Annotated in this window: 4 protein-coding genes; all 4 read left to right on the top strand. The window is 40.5% G+C overall.

Going from position 1 to position 20,026, the window contains the following annotated elements:
• The first annotated feature begins 9 nt into the window (after positions 1-9).
• The 4 genes from D0817_RS15170 (at position 10) to D0817_RS15155 (ending at position 19,990) form a co-directional block, all read left to right on the top strand.
• Complete coding sequence (locus D0817_RS15170) at positions 10-5,568, top strand: non-ribosomal peptide synthetase (RefSeq protein WP_127339229.1); 5,559 nt, start codon at positions 10-12, stop codon at positions 5,566-5,568.
• Between the two features lie 60 nt (positions 5,569-5,628).
• Complete coding sequence (locus D0817_RS15165; protein WP_127339228.1) at positions 5,629-8,010, top strand: TonB-dependent receptor domain-containing protein; 2,382 nt, start codon at positions 5,629-5,631, stop codon at positions 8,008-8,010.
• Positions 8,011-8,080: 70 nt separating this feature from the next.
• Positions 8,081-9,706 carry an MBL fold metallo-hydrolase gene (locus tag D0817_RS15160; protein WP_127339227.1) on the top strand — a complete coding sequence of 542 codons (1,626 nt, stop codon included), beginning with the start codon at positions 8,081-8,083 and terminating at the stop codon, positions 9,704-9,706.
• Between the two features lie 108 nt (positions 9,707-9,814).
• Positions 9,815-19,990 carry a non-ribosomal peptide synthetase gene (locus tag D0817_RS15155; protein ID WP_127339226.1) on the top strand — a complete coding sequence of 3,392 codons (10,176 nt, stop codon included), beginning with the start codon at positions 9,815-9,817 and terminating at the stop codon, positions 19,988-19,990.
• Positions 19,991-20,026 lie beyond the last annotated feature (36 nt).

The following is a 20,026-nucleotide window of genomic DNA, read 5'->3' as shown; positions in this document are numbered from 1 at the left end:
AAAACGATTATGGATATTGCATTAATTGGAGTTAGTATAAAATATGCTGATATAACAAGCCTGCAAGAGTTTGCAGACGTTTTAAGAAATAATAGTATTTGTGTAAAACAACCCACAAAAGAAAGAATCTTACATTCTAAGATAGATCCAAAAGAAAAGTACCATCCGTATGGTTATCTGGACAGGGCTGATCTCTTTGACCATGAATTCTTTAATTTGTCAAAAGGAGAAGCCAATACAATCGATCCCGGACACAGAATGATCCTGGAAGGTGTCTGTACGGCCATTGAAAACAGCGGTTATGATCTGGATTATATCGCATCGCAAAACACAGGATTGTTTACCACCACGCAAACGGGGCTTTATAATTTACTGTACCAATCCGAAAATAAAGGATTGGATTTTATAGGCGGATTAGCATCAATAGGCGGTGGAAGAGTAGCGAATATCCTCAATATCAGAGGGCCTGTCATGAACATCGATACGGCCTGTTCGTCGTCTTTGGTTGCCATTCATGAAGCCGTGCAGAACATAAGACGAGGCGAAATTGACTTAGGAATCGTAGCAGGTTCACGCTTGTTATTTCTCTTTAATGAAGCCGATAGTTTCGAAAAAGACGCCATCATGTCTACTGACGGGATGTGCAGGGCTTTTGATGAAGAAGCCTCAGGAACAGCAGGAGGAGAGGGTATAGCGGTGGTTATTCTGAAAAGATTAGACCATGCCATAAGAGATAATGATTCTATTTTATCAGTGATAAAAGGATCGGCAATCAATAATGACGGAAGCAGTTCGAATAGTATAACAGCGCCTAGTCCGGTGGCACAAAAGAATGTTATTCTAAGCGCCTGCAAAAACGCCAATATTCCTGTGAACAGTGTAGGATATATAGAAACCCACGGAACCGGAACCAAATTAGGAGATCCTATAGAATACAAGGGCATAAAAGATGCTTTTTCGAGCACTAATGAAGCCTATTCCGTTCGTTTAGGGACTTTAAAACCCAATATCGGCCATCTCGATAATATGTCGGGATTGTTTGGATTCATAAAAGCAGCCCTCGTACTAAAGGAAAAAGAGTTTTTCCCGCTGGCTAATTTTAATACGGTAAACAAATTCATAGAAGAAGATCCGAATATTCTTTTGCAAAAAGAGGGAGCCAAATGGCAGACCAGTAAAACAAGAAGAGCAGGAGTGAGCTCGTTTGGCCTGAGCGGTACCAATGCACATATTATTCTGGAGGAATATAAAGCAAGTGCAGCAACAACTTCAAATACAGCTACTGATAACTGGTTTAAAATCGCTGCAAAAAGCAAAAATGCCTTAAAAGAGTACATCGACAGTATTCATAATTTTATTGCAGAAACGACTCCGATAGAAGATTTGGCGTATACTTTAAACACCGGCAGAAAAGACTATAAATACCGATTGGCCGTATCAGGTAATACGATTGCTGAAATAAAAAAATCGCTTTTAAGCCAAAAAGAGAATGATGAAATTACTACAGCAAAATATTCCAAAATCGCTTTATTGTATCTCTCTGATGCCGTTCCAAATGTTGAAAATTTCTTAAAATGCAGCCAATTTAAAGAGGTGTTCCTGAATCTGCAAAAAGAGATTGACAACGATCAGACAGATTTTGCGGTGTCACAAACGCTGGCCTTCCAGGTTTCTTTATTCAGATACCTGTCAGCAAAAGGATTTAACGTAAACCAGCTGATTTGTAATGGTAGTATTGCTAAAGCTTCCAAAGAAATAATTGAAGGTAAAAGCATCATTTCTGATGATCTGAATTTTAATGAAGTATTCAGTTTAGACTTGGAAAAATTAAAAGTACTGGCCAGAAACTGTGCGGATAACAACACATTGTTAGTGGTAGTTGGGAACAGCACCCATTCCATGCCGGGTATTCTGGCAGCATTAAAAGAAGAACAGGTTCCGGGCATAGATGTATTAAAAATCATGGACTGCAATAATTGGAATTTGTTTTGGAGTACCCTGTACAATAAAGGCTTGGAATTTAACTGGAAAGAATTTTACAGCAACGAAGTTTTCAAAAAAGTGACTGCGCCAACCTATCCGTTTGAAAAAATATCCTGTTGGAATGAACATAAAAATCCGTTGTTTTTTAATACCCTGACTCAAAAATCAGCGATCGAAGAACCAAAGCTTAGTATTGAAAATCTAAGCGAGGAAGAAATTGTCGTGAGTATTTTAAAAGAAATTTTAAAAAATGACAATTTAAGCCTTACCGACGATTTTTTTGAATTAGGCGGAAATTCAATTGTGGGCGTGCAGTTTATAAACAGGGTTAATGAACTGTTCGGTATTACCATACACTTTGATGCGCTGTTTGAGTGCTACGAAATCAATGAAATTGTAACGCTTATAAAAGAGGCAATCGGGGAAAAAAGCAAAAATAATTCTGAAGTACTGCCCCTAAAAGGAGAATTGATTTTTGAAACCCTAGAGGCTTCCAATTCACAACAAAGAATGTGGATTGAATCTCTAGTAGATCCGTCGATGCAATCAATCTACAATATCACTTTAAGCTACAACACCAAAGGAAATGTGGATATTGACGTTTTTAAAGAAACCGTACAGGAATTAATCCGCAGACATGCCTGCCTGCGGTCGACTTTTTTCACAGATGAAGACGGCACGATTCAGCAGCGCATCAAGGAAATTCACAACACAGCTATTGATAGTTATTTTGCTTTTTATTCCAATAATGATTCTTTTATTCCTGAAGAAAAAGCGAAAGAAATTCAAAACGTCACCTTTGATTTAGAACACGGGCCATTGTTTCAGGCTGCTGTGCTTCAGCATGATGAAAGCAATTACAAACTACTCTTTGTTTTTCACCACATTATTTTTGATGGCTGGTCTACGGGAGTTTTTATAAAAGATTTTGTGACGGTTTACCAGCAAATCTTAAACAGGACCTATATTCCAGTACCAGTTAAGAATGACTATTTTGAATATCTGATCTGGCTGAAAGGGAACCTGCAGACTGAAAAAATAGCGGCCTACACGGATTACTGGACAGCAAAACTGGGCAACAGGAATTCAAATTTAAGATTAGGAAATCCGGATACCGGAAGTTTAGAAGGGGCCCGTTTACATTTTACTATCGATAAAAGACTGAAAGATAAATTGGCTGATTACGCCAATACAAACAGGATCACCTTATTCAGCCTTTTGATCTCTTCCGTAAGAATCTCACTATACCGACTGGCTCAGGAAAACTTTGTCATTGGTACAGCAGTTTCCGGAAGGGTTAAAAAAGAGTTTGAATCGACAATCGGTATGTTTATCAATACGCTTCCTCTTTATACGGAAATCGACAGCGATAAAAGTTTTGCCGACGCCGTTGCCGATGAAATGAATACGATTATGACAGCATTAGAGTATCAGGTTTATCCGTACGATCTGATATTAAATGATTTGAAAGTAGCAAACAAGAAGTCCTTTTTTGACGTAATGGTAGTATTGCAAAATCAGAACAACAGGGCAGGAATGGTAAGCAAAAGCGATCTGCCGTTTGAAATCGAAGAAGAAATGAATCAGACTTCGGCCTTTTCAAGATTCAATTTGTCCTTTACATTTTTTGATGTTGCAGAGGCTATTGAACTGGAACTGGAATACAAAACAGGAGTGTTTAGCCGGGAATTTATTTACGCCATAATGGATACGTTTTTCCATCTTCTGGAACAATTTGTCGATACCCCTGAACAGAAGATTTCACAGTTTTCTGTTTTAAACGAAAAACAGTCTGAAGCAATCCTATACGGATTTAACGACACCAAATCTGATTTTCCGCAGGATAAAACGCTTATAGAAATATTTGAAGAACAGGCAGACAAAACGCCACATGCCCTTGCGGTAATTTTTGAAGATACCAAAGTAACGTATCAGCAACTTAATGCAGAAGCCAATCAGCTGGGCTGTTATCTAAGGGAACTTTTCCGGATTGTACCCGACGATCTCATCGGAATCAAACTGGAACGAAGCGAAAAAATGGTTCTGGCAATATTAGGCGTACTGAAATCCGGCGCAGCCTATGTGCCCATCGATCCTTCTTACCCTCAGGAAAGAATTGACTTTATAGAAAAAGACAGCAAGTGCAAAATTGTAATTGACGAAGATGTATTGTCCTTATTTTATAAAAATCAGGACGCCTACACCGGTGCCAATATCGAAAAAATAAACAGCCCAAAAGACCTGGCTTATATTATTTACACTTCGGGAACCACAGGTAATCCAAAAGGTGTCATGGTAGAACATACGAATGTAGTCAACCTGATCATTTCACAGACCAGAGAGTTTCAGATAGACGAAAACGAAAGAATCCTCCAGTTGTCCAATTACACTTTTGATGCGTCTGTGGAGCAGATTTTCCTGGCCCTTTGCAACGGGGCGAGCTTGTACCTCATTGCAAGAGCAGCCTTGCTGGAAGCCGAACTTTTTGAAGATTTTATTACGGCAAATGAAATTACGCACCTTCATGCCGTGCCATCCGTTCTGGAAAAAATAACACCGGACAGCCGTTTTTCACTGAAAAGAGTGATTGCCGGAGGAGACAGCTGTTCTGAAAAACTGGCGGAATCCTGGAGTACAGTCTGTGATTTTTATAACGAATACGGTCCAACCGAAACCACAGTGACTTCGATTGAGCTTCTATATGATAAAAATACGCCATTTTCTATCGGTAAGCCGATTTCCAATACGCAGGCCTATATCCTGGACAATAACCTGTTTCCAACCCAGGTGGGCGTTTCGGGAAAAATATACATTTCGGGTGCCGGGGTAACCCGCGGCTACCTGAATAAACCGGAGCTTACCGCCGAAAAATTCATCGAAAATCCATTCGTATCCCATACCAAAATGTACGATACCGGAGATTTGGGACGCTGGCTGCCGGATGGAAGCATCGAATTTTTGGGAAGAAACGACGAACAGGTAAAAATAAGAGGCTTCAGAATTGAGCTGGGCGAAATAGAAACGGTCCTTTTGCAATTTTCGGACGATTTGCGACAGGTAGTAGTGCAGCCGCAACAGGTAAACGGAGAGAAAACCTTAGTAGCGTATTACGTTTCGGATACCGAATTAGACAAAACCGAAATTCGCCGCTATCTCCAAAACAGGCTGCCGGAATATATGGTGCCTTCCTTTCTCGTGGTGCTGGAACACTTGCCGGTCAATACAAACGGAAAGATCGACCGTAAGGCCCTTAGGGGCATCAGTGAGGCAGATATTATCAGAAAAGAGTATGTAGCGCCCCGAAACGAAATCGAGCAAAAAATAGCCCTGATATGGCAGGAAATCCTTGGCGTTGAAAAAGTCGGCGTTACGGATAGCTTTTTTGAACTCGGAGGGCATAGCCTGAACGCTACAAAACTGATCAGTATCATCCATAAACAGTTTGATGTCAAATTATCCATCATCGACTTATTTGACAATATTATACTGGAGGAATTAGCACTGCTTCTGGAAAACACCCTATTGTATCGTACCAGTAATGAAGAAAATATTTCAATTGAAGAATCTGAAAATTTTACGATCTAATTTAAAAAATGGAAACCTTAAAAGGTCAAAATTGAAATATTAATAAAACAAAAATTACTAATGAACCGGTTATTATTTATTGCATTTATTTTAAGTAACGTATTAACAGCACAAGTCAAAATATCGGGAAAAGTAGTTACGGCAGATCATACTCCCGTAGCGTTTGCTGAAGTTCTTCTTTTTGCAAACGGGCCTCTTCCCGTAAAAAATCAGATTACAAATGAAAAAGGGGAGTTTGTATTGGAATATAAAGCAGGCTCCTATAAATTGAAAATCAGCCAGTTTGGGACCATTTTATACACAAAAGACATAGAACTGAGTTCCGATCTGGATTTAGGGGAGATTCTGACAAATAATGTCCAGGAATTACAGGCTGTTGTGATTACGCAGAAGAAAGAAATCGTAGAGCGTAAAGTAGACCGGCTTGTTTTTAACATAGAAAACACGATTAGCACGGCAGGTGGTGATGCGCTCGATGCCTTAAAAATCACACCGGGGGTCCAGATCCAGAATGAAAGTATCACCATTGCAGGTAAAAGTACCGTCAGGGTTTTGCTGGACGATAAAATGATTGAGCTTGGACAGGAAGAACTGACCAATTTATTAAAATCAATTCCGGCCGAGAACATCAAGAGCATTGAAGTCATTACGACACCACCGGCTAAATACGAGGCGTTAGGAAACAGTGGTCTGGTAAATATCCGGTTAAAGAAAGCTAAGAAAGATTCCTGGAATCTCTCGCTAGGGACGGGTTATCTGCAAAGGCATCACGATCCGGAAGGATCAACCACCAGCAATTTTATATACAATAAAAACAAACTAAGCATGTCTGCTTCCTTAAATTACAGAGATGGCGGAATCTATCTGGAACAGGAAAGTAAAATTCACTTTGCCGATGGATTATGGGTTTTAAATTACCCGCTTCAGAAAAAACATAAAATGCTGAATGGAATTGTAAGTATGCAATATATCGCGACGCCCAAATGGGTTTTAGGTTTTCAATACCTGACCAATTTGAATAAAACAGACACCGATGCCACCAGAAGTTTACTGATTTATGATAATGATACGAATGAAGTTACACAAAATATTACCTCTGTCGGGTATGCTTTTTTAAGGCCAACGCTGCATTCTGTAAACGTATTCAATGAATACAAGCTCAATCCGGCAGGAGGAAAAATGCTGGTGAACGTAGATTACTTTAAGTATAAAAGTAATGATTCCAGGCCTTATGAGGGAACTTCCGAGGAGTACAATCCGCCTAAGAAGGAATTTTTTAAGGGGATCAATAATAACAATCAGAACATCAGCAATTTTTCGGGTAAAGTTGATTTTGAACTGCCTGTCGAATGGGCTAATATTGGTTTTGGAGGAAAAGTTTCGTTTTCAGACACCAAAAATTTAATATCCACCTTCAACAGTGATTTTACAGACCAGCCTGTCACTGATTTACCATTAGAAGATTTTGATTTCGGATATAAAGAAAATGTACAGGCCGTATATATATCCGGAAACAAAAAGTTTGCTAATAATCTGGAATCGCAGGTCGGATTGCGATTTGAAAACACGCAGGCAAAATCGTATGAAGCAGATGTACAGCAATCCGTAAACAATAACTATAACAGGTTATTCCCGTCCTTTAATATCTCCTATACGCCGCAGCCGCATTCTGTTTACCGACTGAGTTACAGCAAAAGAATAGACCGGCCGACTTTTGCCCAGTTAAATCCGAATATAGCCTATATCAACCCGTTTCAGAGTATTCAGGGGAATCCACTGTTGCAGCCTGCGTTTATCGATAATTTCGAATTTATCTATTCGTATAAAAAGCTGGAAAGCAAACTGTATTACAGCCATGACAAAAATGTGTTCATGCAGATTTCCACACCCGATCCCGACACCAATATTGTCCGCATCGTAACCCGAAATATCTTTAATATGGAACGATACGGGATTTCGGAAATCTATGTCTTTAACGAGTTTAAATGGTGGACAAGCAACAATACGGCCGATTTTAATTATACCAAATCAAGATCCCTGATTGAATCGACAAAAGGGATTGAAGGTTATAATTTGAAATTGGCCACGAATAACGATTTCATCCTAAATGATAAAAAAACGCTGCTGCTGAACCTTAATTACTGGTATGTTTTTCCAAAAACGGAAGGATTTGTAAAATTAGACGCGTCAAGTTCCACTGCAGTGACACTTCAGTATTTGCTTAACGACAATCTGAGAATATCACTGAAAGCCAATGATATTTTCAGGACCGAAAAAATAAATTTTAACCCGACCGTAAATGGTGTATACCAGGAATACAGGCTCTACAACGACAGCCGCTACATACAGCTCTATTTAAATTACAGGCTGGGAAGTAAAAAAGCAAAAATTATAAACAGAAATACCGGTAACGAAGAAGAAAGAAAAAGGGTAGGCGGTTAAGCACCTGCTGTTCTGCTACCGAAATAAGAATCAGTTAAAAGAAAAAATAAATCATTAAAAATATAGTAAGATGGAAGGATTAGTTTATTTGAAACCGAACGTTGTTATGGAGCCTTTAATAGAAAGATGGTACGCCTGGGCGCATCTCATATCGCCCGGAACGGCAGCCATGAACGTAACCAAAAGGCATATTGAAATAATGAACTCTTACCTGGAATCGCCTGCGGTACATGAGGAAGCCGTTAAGGATCCTAAAATGCTGGGCGGCCCTTTTATGGACTACAACGGCGATCGTTCGGAAGACGTAAGGAAATTACTGGAGTCAACCTTTACCAATCAAAAAGAGCTGATCAGCCTTTCCATGGCCATCAGAAAACTGGTTTTAATGTTGAATAAAGAAGCCAAAGGCCAATCGCTGGAAGGATTGTATAAAAACGTACCGGATATTCTGAAAGGGTATGTGGAATTAATTTATGACCTGAACGGCAATCCATCTTTCCGGTTTTACGAGCAGCTTTTGTACAAAAGTAAATTTTACAATAAAAGCAATCAGAGCCTGGCGTTGTGGGTGACCAATAACGATTCGCGCCCTTTTTGCCTAAGTACCCCGAGACTCGATGAGAAAGACGTTCTGCATTTAGAGATGCCATTCGAACACAAATTTATAGACGAGTTGAGTAAAATGAAAAGAACACCGCGCCCTTATGCTGAAATAAGGGAAATGCTGGGGGATTTAAATGAAACCGAGAACGCCTTATTTGAATCGTTTTTTACAGATACACCATCCGTACCCTATGTAAAATATGAGGGGGATAAAATCAGAATGCGATACTTTGGCCATGCCTGCATCCTAATTGAAACCAAAGATGTAAGCATACTCGTCGATCCTTTAATTAGCTACTACGGATACGAGTCCACTGTAGAACATTTTTCCGATTACGAATTGCCCGAAAAGATCGACTATGTGCTGATTACCCACAATCATCAGGATCATATTTTACTGGAAACGCTTTTACCGCTTCGACATAAAATTAAAAACATTATTGTGCCGCGCTCAGGAGGCGGACACCTTCAGGACCCTTCCTTAAAGCTGATGTTCAATAATATAGGTTTTGATAATATTATTGAAATTGAAGAATTCTCTACGGTAAATTTTTCAGATTGCAAGATTACCGGTATCCCTTTTACAGGAGAGCACAGTGATCTGGACATCAAGGCCAAAATTTGCTACCATGTGGAAATCTCTGAATTTTCATTGCTTTTTGCAGCAGACTCCAGGATTTTAGAAAAAAAATTATACGAGAATACGCATAGCATAATCGGCGATGTAGATGTTATTTTCCTTGGAATGGAATGCGACGGGGCTCCATTAACGTGGTTGTACGGGCCACTGGTGGTAAACGAATTGTCTAAAGAGCACGATCAGTCCAGAAGACTGGCCGGATCTGACTTTGCCAGGGGAATGCACCTGGTTGATGTATTCAACCCCTTAGAAGTCTATGTGTACGCAATGGGGCAGGAGCCGTGGTGTGAGTTCATCAGCAGTATCAAATACACCGATGAATCCAATCCTATTATACAATCGAACCGCCTTATTGAAGAATGCAGTTCAAGGGAAATCATTACAGAAAGGTTATTCGGCGAAAAAGAAATCTTATACAGCAAGAAAAAAACACAAAACTATAGTTTGGTTTAAAAACGAAATGCATGCGGATTACAGCGGGTTTATTTAAAATCCGTTGTACTGCTTGATCAAAAACAAATCAGGGAATCATTACAGACAAGTATATAATAAGATAAAGCGATGCAAACATTACTCAAAAAATTAAGGGCCTCCAATGTAAAACTTAATTTATCGGGAGATAAACTGGATATAAATGCTCCGAAAGGAGTGCTGACCAATGAGTTATTAGATGAGATTAAATTACACAAGCAAAGAATAATTGATTTCATCAAACTGTCGCAAGACTCCCATGATAGCCATACTGATATCCCCAATGTAGCTGAGGCGGAAACGTATACCGTATCCTCATCGCAAAAAAGCTTGTGGCTGCTTTGTCAGTTAGAAGAACAAAACACCGTGTACAATATTCCAAGCATCTTTGAATTAAAAGGAAACTTAAATACCCACGCGCTTGAGAAAGCATTTCATGCGCTGCTGGAACGTCATGAATCTTTAAGAACCGTTTTTGTCGAAACAGCCAATGCTGAAGTAAGACAACAGATAGTTGATGTTAAAGACCTTGATTTTCAGTTTCAAACAGAAGATTTATCTGCTGATAACGGCCAGAATCTAAATGGTCTTTTGGAACAGGAATTGAAATATTCATTTGATTTGGCAAAGGACTGTTTAGTGCGTGCAAAGCTGATCAAAACGTCCGGTGAAACTTTTGTTTTTGTACTGGTCATTCATCATATTATCAGTGATGGCTGGTCGATACAGGTCATGATGAACGAGTTGTTTGCATTATATCACGCTTTTACAAACAATATTTCCAATCCGTTGCCTCCTTTACAAATCCAGTATAAAGATTACGCGGCCTGGCAGCAAAACCAGTTGAAAGATAACAGTCAGGCACACCAGGAATACTGGCTGAAACAATTTCAGGATACCATTCCGATACTGGATTTACCGGTATACAAAACAAGACCACTTGCCAAAACATTTAACGGGGGTATCGTAAAAAGAAGTTTTAGCAGTGAAATCTTAAAAGAATTCTCCAGTTTATGCCAGTCCCATGACGCTACCTTATTCATGGGATTAACGAGCTTATTAAACGTCTTATTTTACAGATATACCAATCAGAATGATATCATAATTGGTACTCCAATTGCCGGAAGGCCCCATTCGGATTTGCAAAATCAAACCGGACTTTACTTAAACACCTTAGCCCTGAGAACGCAATTTGACGGACAGGACAGCTTTGCTGATTTACTATTGAATGTTAAAAACAGAACACTGGAAGCCTATGAGCATCAGATCTATCCGTTTGATGAGTTAATTGAAAACTTAAACCTAAAAAGAGACGCAAGCCGCAGTCCGTTATTTGACGTGATGCTGATCCTGCAGAACATGGACAGTTTCGACAGCACCCAACAACTGGACGGCATTACCATTCAACAGTATCAGAACAAACAAAATCTGCTGATCAAATACGATCTGGAATTTACGTTTGATGAGTTTGGCAATGAGTTGAATTTCAACCTGACATTCAATACGGATATTTATACCGTAGACTTTGTTGAAAAAATAACAGCACATTTTGGCGCTTTACTGCAGGGCGTTATTGCAGAACCGAACCTTCCGGTCTCTCGTATTGCTTATTTAGCACCGGAGGAACTAAAGCAGCTGGTAGTCGATTTTAATGACACTTCGGTGCCGTATCCAAAAGAAAAAACGATTGTTCAATTGTTCGAAGAGCAGGCCGCCCAAACACCGGAGGCTATCGCCATTGTTTTTGAGGAATTGCAATTAACCTATAAAGAACTAAACGAAAAAGTAAATCAGTTTGCCTCTTATCTGAGAGAAAGCTACGATATCCAGCCAGATGATTTTGTGGGCATCAAATTAAGCCGAAGCGAACAGTTGCTAATTGCCATTTTGGGAGTGCTGAAGTCAGGAGCTGCCTATGTTCCTATTGACTCCGATTATCCGCAGGAAAGAATAGCATATATCGAAGAAGATACCAATTGCAAGGCTATTATTGACGAGGATGAACTGATGATGTTTAACTTCCAGAGATTCAGGTATAAAGCTGAAAATCCCGAGACTGTAAACAGCTCTTCCGATTTAGCGTATATCATTTACACTTCAGGTTCCACCGGAAATCCAAAAGGAGTGATGGTAGAGCATCGCAATGTGGCAAGACTGGTTAAGCCTTGTTCGTACTTCCCTTTAGATTCAGATAAAATCCTGTTAAGTACCGGTTCCATCTCTTTTGATGCTACAACCATAGAGTTTTTCGGAACTTTATTAAACGGGGCTACATTACTCTTAACCAGTCAGGACGACTTGATGGATTTAGCCACCTTAGAAAACATTGTTAAAACCAATGGGGTCAATAGCCTCTGGATGACGGCTTCCTGGTTTAACAGCGTGGTTGAAAATAATATCGGTTTTTTCGAAAACATCAGTCAGCTGATTGTGGGTGGAGATGTAGTTTCGCCGAAACATACCCAAAAAGTTTTTGAAAGCAATCCGTCAATCAAAATCGTAAACGGTTACGGCCCTACCGAAAACACTACTTTTTCGATGACTTTTGATATTCAGAATCAGAAATATAACACCATTCCGATAGGCAAGCCGATCCCAAACAGCCAGGCCTATGTACTGGATCAGAATTTACAGCCCGTTGCCGTTGGCGTAAGCGGTAAGCTGTATTTATCCGGTGATGGCGTTTCAAGAGGATACTTAAACCAGCCTGAACTTACCGCCGAAAAATTCATCGGAAACCCGTTTATTCCGGGAACTAAGATGTACGATACCGGTGATTTAGGCCGCTGGCTTCCCGATGGCACGATTGAATTTCTGGGCAGAAACGACCATCAGGTCAAAATACGCGGGTACCGAATCGAACTGGGAGAAATAGAAACCGCCCTTTTGCAATTTTCAGATGATCTGAAACAAGTTGTTGTTCAGGTCAAAGAGGTCAATACAGAAAAAGTTTTGGTGGCCTATTATGTTTCAGACCTCGAAATCGACAAGGGAGAAATTAGAAATTACCTGCAGACGAAGCTGCCGGATTATATGATTCCTGCGTTTTACGTGCTTTTGGAACAGATACCATTAACATCAAATGGCAAAACCGACCGCAATGCGTTACCGGGCATCAACGGAGAAGACAGTATCCGAAGAGAGTATGTACAGCCCCGAAACGAGACCGAAAAAAAGATGGTCGAAATCTGGCAGGAAGTGCTCGGCCTTGACCAGGTAGGGATTACCGATAATTTCTTTGAAATGGGAGGACACAGCCTTATTGTGGCACAAGTCATCAACAGGCTCAACAAGCAATTGAACAAAACCGTTTCGTTTAAGGATTTTTTCTCTAACCCGACCATTGATTCGTTAAGTCAAACCCTGAACCAGAATGAGTATGCCGCCATTCCACAGGCGGAGATAATGGAAAGCTACCCTCTTACCGCTTCTCAGAACCGGTTTTGGATTCTGAGCCAGCTCGAAGGAGGTTCACTGGCTTACAATATGCCGTCGGCAATTAAATTAACCGGAGATCTGGATACCGATACCTTTAAGGAAACCTTTACTTTGTTACTGGAGCGCTATGAAATATTGCGAACAAGCTTCAAAAACAATGCAGAAGGTCAGATTCAGCAATTTATAACGCCGGTAAATGAAATTGACTTTGAAGTAACAGAGCAGGATTTCAGCAATCATAAAGAGCAGGAAGATCTGGTGCTGCAGTATCTGGAAGAGCAGAATGCGATTGCTTTTAATCTGGAACAAGCCCCTTTGCTAAGAGCTTCATTAATTAAAACCCAGGAAAAGGAACATATTTTTTCACTGTGTATGCACCACATCATTGGTGATGGCTGGTCTATGCAGTTGATCATTTCCGAAATTGTGAAAACATACAATGCCTTAGTGCAGGGAATCCCGGTTGATTTGCCCGATCTAAACATTCACTACAAAGATTATGCAGTATGGATTAACGACGAAATACAGCAGGAAAAATACCAAAATTCCAAAAAGTTCTGGCTGAACGAACTTACCGGAGAATTACCCGTGCTGGAACTGCCGGGCTTTACCAAAAGACCTTTGGTACAAACGTATAATGGCGCTGTTCAGTTATATGAGTTCTCCGGTGCACTTTTAGAAAAGCTAAAAACATTTTCAGCAGCACATGATGTAACGCTGTTTATGACCTTAATGGCCGGAATCAAAACATTATTGCACCGCTACAGCAATCAGGACGATATCATTATCGGTACGCCTATTGCGGGCAGGGAACACCCCGATTTAGAAAATCAGCTGGGACTTTTCCTGAATACACTGGCCATTCGTACCCGATTTGAGCAGGAGGATCGTTTTCTTGATATTTTAAATAAAGAAAAAGAAACCCTTCTAAACGCTTATGAGCATCAGGACTATTCTTTTGATGAACTGGTAGGAAACCTGAATGTAAAGAGAGACCTGAGCCGATCCGCTTTATTCGACATATTGGTGGTGCTTCAGAATCAGGCGCAGTTAAAAAGTATAGCCAACGATACTGCCTTAAAAGGTTTAGAAGTGGAAGGTTTTGATTTTGAGAATAAAACATCAAAATTCGATATCAGTTTCCTCTTTGTCGAAACAGAAAAACTGCTTCTTTCGGTGAATTACAATACCGATATCTACGATACGTTTTTGATTGATGCACTCTTCCGTCATCTGGAAAATATATTTAACGAAGCAATTGATAATCCCGCACAAACCATAAACAGTCTGGATTACCTGACTGAGGCTGAAAAAACAAAATTACTATTTCATTTCAATGCGACTGCGGCAGATTATCCGGAACATAAAACACTTACAGATTTATTTGAAGAACAGCTTGCCAAAACACCAGCGAATACAGCTGTTGTTTTTGAAGAAAAAGCGCTCAACTATCAGGAACTTAACGAACAGGCCAACCAGCTGGCGCATTATTTAAGAAAAAACCATACGATTGAACCGGGTGACCGCGTAGGAATAAAACTGGAACGAAGCGAGAGCATAATCGTAGCGATTTTAGGAATATTAAAATCCGGAGCGGCCTACGTACCGATTGATTCTTCTTATCCTCCCGAAAGAATTGCCTATATAGAAAGTGACAGTGCTTGCAAAATAGTACTGGATGAGGCCGTTTTTGAGGCCTTTTACACCACCAGAGAAAACTATTCAGGCCAGAATACTCAAAAAATAAATAATGCCGGAGATTTAGCCTATATCATTTACACCTCAGGCACCACAGGGAACCCAAAAGGGGTAATGGTGGAACACAGAAACGTCATCAACTTAATCAGTTCGCAGACCAGGGAGTTTAAAATTGATGAGACCGAGCGAATCCTTCAGCTTTCCAATTTTTCTTTCGATGCCTCTGTCGAGCAGACCTTTTTGGCGCTCTTAAACGGGGCAGCTTTATACATACTGCCCAGAAAGGTGTTGTTAGATGAAGTGGAGCTGGAGCAATTTGTCTTTGAGAACAAAATTACCCACTTCCATTCCGTTCCGTCGGTAGTAAGTAAACTGAAACCTTCCCAAAGACTTAGTTTAAGAAGAGTGTTGTCCGGAGGTGATATTTGTTCCGAAAAACTGGCTGAATCGTGGAGTGGTATTTGTGATTTTTACAATAAGTACGGACCAACGGAAACAACTGTGACGTCGATAGAATTTTTATATACCAAAGATCAGCCGTTTTCTATTGGACGTCCGATTTCCAATACGCAGGTGTATATCCTGAACAATGCCTTGTTGCCGACGCCATTGGGAGTTTCAGGTAATCTCTACATATCGGGAGCAGGAGTGACGCGTGGTTACTGGAATAAACCGGAACTGACCGCAGAAAAGTTTATCGAAAATCCGTTTATTCCCGGTACCAGAATGTACGATACCGGAGATGTCGGGCGCTGGCTGCCGAATGGCACTATTGAATTTTCAGGCAGAAACGACCATCAGGTAAAAGTAAGGGGGTTCCGAATTGAATTGGGCGAAATAGAAACCAGTCTTTTACAGTATTCTACTCGTATAAAACAATCGATCGTTCAGGCCAAAGAAGTCAACGGTGAAAAAGTACTGGTAGCCTATTATGTGACTAACGAAGCCATAGACAAAGCAGCGATCAGAAATTATCTGTTAGAAAAACTGCCGGAATATATGGTACCTGCATTTTATCTGGACCTGGATCAGTTCCCGCTAACGCCAAACGGCAAAATAGATCGTAAAGCATTACCCGGTATTAGTGGGGAAGATGCGATTCGAAAAGAATATGTTGCGCCACGAAATGAGACCGAGCAAAAAATGGCCGAAATCTGGCAGGAAGTGCTCGCTGTTGAAAAAGTCGGGATGACCGATAATTTCTTTGAATTGGGCGGACACAGCCTTATTGTGGCACAAGTCATCAACAGGCTTAACAAACAATTGAATAAAACAGTTTCGTTCCGGGACTTTTTCGCTAACCCCACCATCGATGCGCTGGGTAAAACGCTGAACCAAAATGAGTATACAGCCATTCCTCAGGCAGAAATCAGGGAGAGTTACCCTTTAACGGCTTCCCAATACCGATTCTGGATCCTGAGTCAGTTAGAGGGAGGATCGCTGGCGTACAATATGCCGGCAGTCCTAAAATTAACAGGGGAACTGGATGCCGATAAATTTAAGGAAACCTTTCAGTTATTAATTCAAAGACACGAAATATTACGAACAGGCTTCAGGAATACTGCTGAGGGACAACTGCGCCAGTTTATAAAAAGCACAGCAGATATTGTTTTTGAAGTAACAGAAATAGATTTCAGCAATAAAGCAGGGCAGGAGACACTTGTTGCAAACTATCTGAAAGAACAAAATGCACTTGTTTTTAATCTGGAACAAGCTCCTTTACTAAGAGCTTCCTTAATTAAAACACGAGAAAAAGAACATCTCTTTTCACTTTGTATGCATCATATCATCGGTGACGGATGGTCAATGCAGCTAATCGTGTCCGAAGTGGTCAAAATATACAATAGCCTCGTGCAGGGAATTCCGGTTGATTTACCGCAACTGAACATCCATTACAAAGACTATGCGGTGTGGCTTAATGAAGCGGTTCAGCAGGAAAAATACCAGAAATCCAAAGAGTTCTGGTTAAACGAGTTCAAGGGACAATTACCGGTACTGGAACTTCCGAGTTTTAAGAAAAGACCGTTGGTTCAAACCTATAACGGGGATCATAAGTCGCATCAATTCTCTGCAGCACTTTTAGAAAAACTAAAAACGTTTTCCAAAGCGCAGGACGTGACCTTGTTTATGACCTTAATGGCCGGTATAAAAACGTTATTGCACCGTTATACCCGTCGGGAAGATATTATTGTCGGTACGCCAATAGCAGGCAGAGAGCATCCGGATCTGGAAAACCAATTAGGATTGTATCTCAACACACTGGCCATTCGGACAAAGTTTGAAGAGGAAGATGACTTTTTGGCTATTCTGAACAAAGAAAAAGAAACCCTTTTAAATGCCTACCAGCACCAGGAGTATTCATTTGATGAATTAGTAGAAAACCTGAACCTGAAGCGCGACCTGAGCCGCTCGGCTTTGTTTGACGTGCTGGTAGTGCTTCAAAACCAAAACCAGTTGAAAAACCTGGCAAGTCCCGCCGCATTAGAAGGCATAGAAGTTTCCGGTTTTGATTTTGAAAATAAGATCGCCAAGCTGGACATTACCTTCACTTTTGTCGAAACCGACCAGCTGATCCTGAACATTGATTATAATACGGACATCTATGACGCCCTGTTTATAAATTCCGTATTTGGTCATCTTGAAAACCTGTTAAACGAAGCAATTGACGACCCTAAACAAGCGATAGACGGACTTGATTATCTGACCATTGCAGAGGAAACCAAATTACTGCTGGAGTATAATACGACCTCGTCAGTGTATTCGCAGGATAAAACGATGATTAGTTTGTTTGAGGATCAGGTGGCAAAAACTCCTGAAAACAGTGCCGTTATTTTCGAAAATCAGTACTTCACCTACAAAGAGATCAATGCACAGGCCAATCAGTTAGCGCATTATTTAAGAGCGCATCACCAAATAAAAACCGACGATTTAATAGGCATTAAATTAGACCGCAGCGAGAAAATGATTATCACCCTTCTGGGAATCCTGAAATCAGGTGCGGCTTATGTGCCTATTGATAAATCGTATCCACAGGAAAGAATCGAGTACATCGAAAAAGACAGTAATTGCAAAATTGTAATTGACGAAAACGTACTGGAATCGTTCTATAAGAGTCAGGAACAATATTCTGTATTAAATCCTGAAAGCACTACTAGCGCTAAGGATCTGGCATATATCATTTACACTTCCGGAACTACAGGCCATCCGAAAGGGGTTATGATTGAACATAGAAATGCAACAGCGCTGATTCACTGGGCAGCAACGGAATTTAACAGCAGTAAATTCGAAACCGTATACGCGGTAACTTCGTATTGTTTTGATTTATCTGTTTTTGAGATATTCTATACCCTTTCGATCGGTAAGACTATAAAACTCTTAAAAAACGGTTTGGAAATCAAAAACCATATCGATAAAGACAAGAATGTTTTAATCAATACTGTGCCTTCTGTGGTGAAACAGCTTTTAGATGATGGTGTTTCTTTCGAGTCCGTTAGCATTTTAAATATGGCCGGAGAACCCATAGCGCACAACACCATACAAAGACTGCCTTTAGACCAGATCGAAGTATACAATTTATACGGCCCGTCTGAAGATACGACGTACAGTACCTATTTTAAAATCAGACAAAAAGAGTATCTGTCGATCCCAATCGGGAAGGCAATTTCGAATACACAGCTGTACATTTTAGACTCAAAACTGCATCCGGTACCAACGGGAGTATTTGGTAAAATATATGTTGCCGGAGCGGGTGTAGCCAGAGGATATCTGAACAAACCGGAACTGACAGCAGAGAAATTTACAGCAAATCCGTTTAAGTCCGGCAGCATCATGTATGACACCGGAGATTTAGGGCGATGGCTTCCGGATGGGAATATTGAATTTTTAGGAAGAAATGACCAGCAGGTAAAAATAAGAGGATTCCGGATTGAACTGGGTGAAATCGAAGCCCGCCTGGCAGAATATTCAGAAGAGATCAAACAAGTAGTGGTGGAGGTAAAACAAGTAAATGCGGAAAAGGTATTAGTAGCCTATTATACCGCCCAGTCCGAAATAGACAAAGCGGCGATAAGAAACTACCTTTTAAACAAATTACCGGAGTATATGGTGCCGTCCTTCTATGTAGTTCTGGATAACCTGCCCTTGACTCCTAACGGAAAAACTGACCGTAAAGCGCTGCCCGGCATTAGTGGGGAAGACGTAATAAGAACAGCCTATATCGCACCAAAAAGTGAAACAGAACAGAAAATAGCCGCCATATGGCAGGAAGTTCTGGGTCTTGAAAAAGTCGGGATTACCGATAATTTCTTTGAGTTGGGCGGAAACAGTATTTCGGCCATAAACACCATCTTTAAAATGAACCAGGAATTTTCGACCAGCTATCCGGCGGATTCCCTGTTTCGTTTCAATACGATCGCCGAAATCATACAATATCATCTGACGAACCTTTTTGATTCGGATAAGGATTTTTATGAATATGGAAACCGCCAGGCCCAAAATACCGTTTTTGCCTTTCCTCCAATAGCAGGTTACGGAAGTGCTTACAGGGATTTATTCCGGAATAATGAAGATTCCGGATGTATAGCCTTCAATTTTCCGGAAAACGAAGAGAATCCGGCAGGGTATTACGCGCAAAAAATCAATGAAATTCAGGAAGACGGCGACATCGTGTTATTTGGCTGGTCGGCAGGAGGTATCTTATCCTATGAGGTTGCCGCTTATCTGACAAAGGAGTTCAACCGAAAAGTATCCCGAATCATCATGTTTGATGCCGTAAAGCTGGATGAAGAAAAGCTACAGACAGAACTTGCAGCTGACGGATTTGACCTGGGAACGGAAATCGATGAAAACATGCAGGAACTACTCGCTCAGGCCAAAGAAAAGCGAATTGGGTATATCAATTACCTGATGCGTCTGAATTATGAACGCAAACTACCGTCCGAACTGGTTCTGGTAAAAACAGAAAACAATAATGATAAAAATTGGGAAGAAAATTTTGAAACCGTGCACTATATCACCGGAAAAGGGGAACATCAGAACATGCTGGAAGGAAGTAATCTGAATCACAATAAAAAAATATTAAATAAAATTATTGCAAAAGAAGACATTCTCACCGCCATTTTTCAGGAGTAACTTCCTGAAAATTGGTATTGAAGAATCCAATAAAAA

Source organism: Flavobacterium cupreum, assembly GCF_003996965.1.
GTDB lineage: Bacteria > Bacteroidota > Bacteroidia > Flavobacteriales > Flavobacteriaceae > Flavobacterium > Flavobacterium cupreum.
This window is presented reverse-complemented; position numbering and strand designations above follow the sequence as displayed.

What these genes read in the sequence shown, in the direction of transcription:
- D0817_RS15170 (WP_127339229.1), top strand. Translation starts at nt 10, where the DNA reads ATGGATATTGCATTAATTGGAGTTAGTATAAAATATGCTGATATAACA.
- D0817_RS15165 (WP_127339228.1), top strand. Translation starts at nt 5,629, where the DNA reads ATGAACCGGTTATTATTTATTGCATTTATTTTAAGTAACGTATTAACA.
- D0817_RS15160 (WP_127339227.1), top strand. Translation starts at nt 8,081, where the DNA reads ATGGAAGGATTAGTTTATTTGAAACCGAACGTTGTTATGGAGCCTTTA.
- D0817_RS15155 (WP_127339226.1), top strand. Translation starts at nt 9,815, where the DNA reads ATGCAAACATTACTCAAAAAATTAAGGGCCTCCAATGTAAAACTTAAT.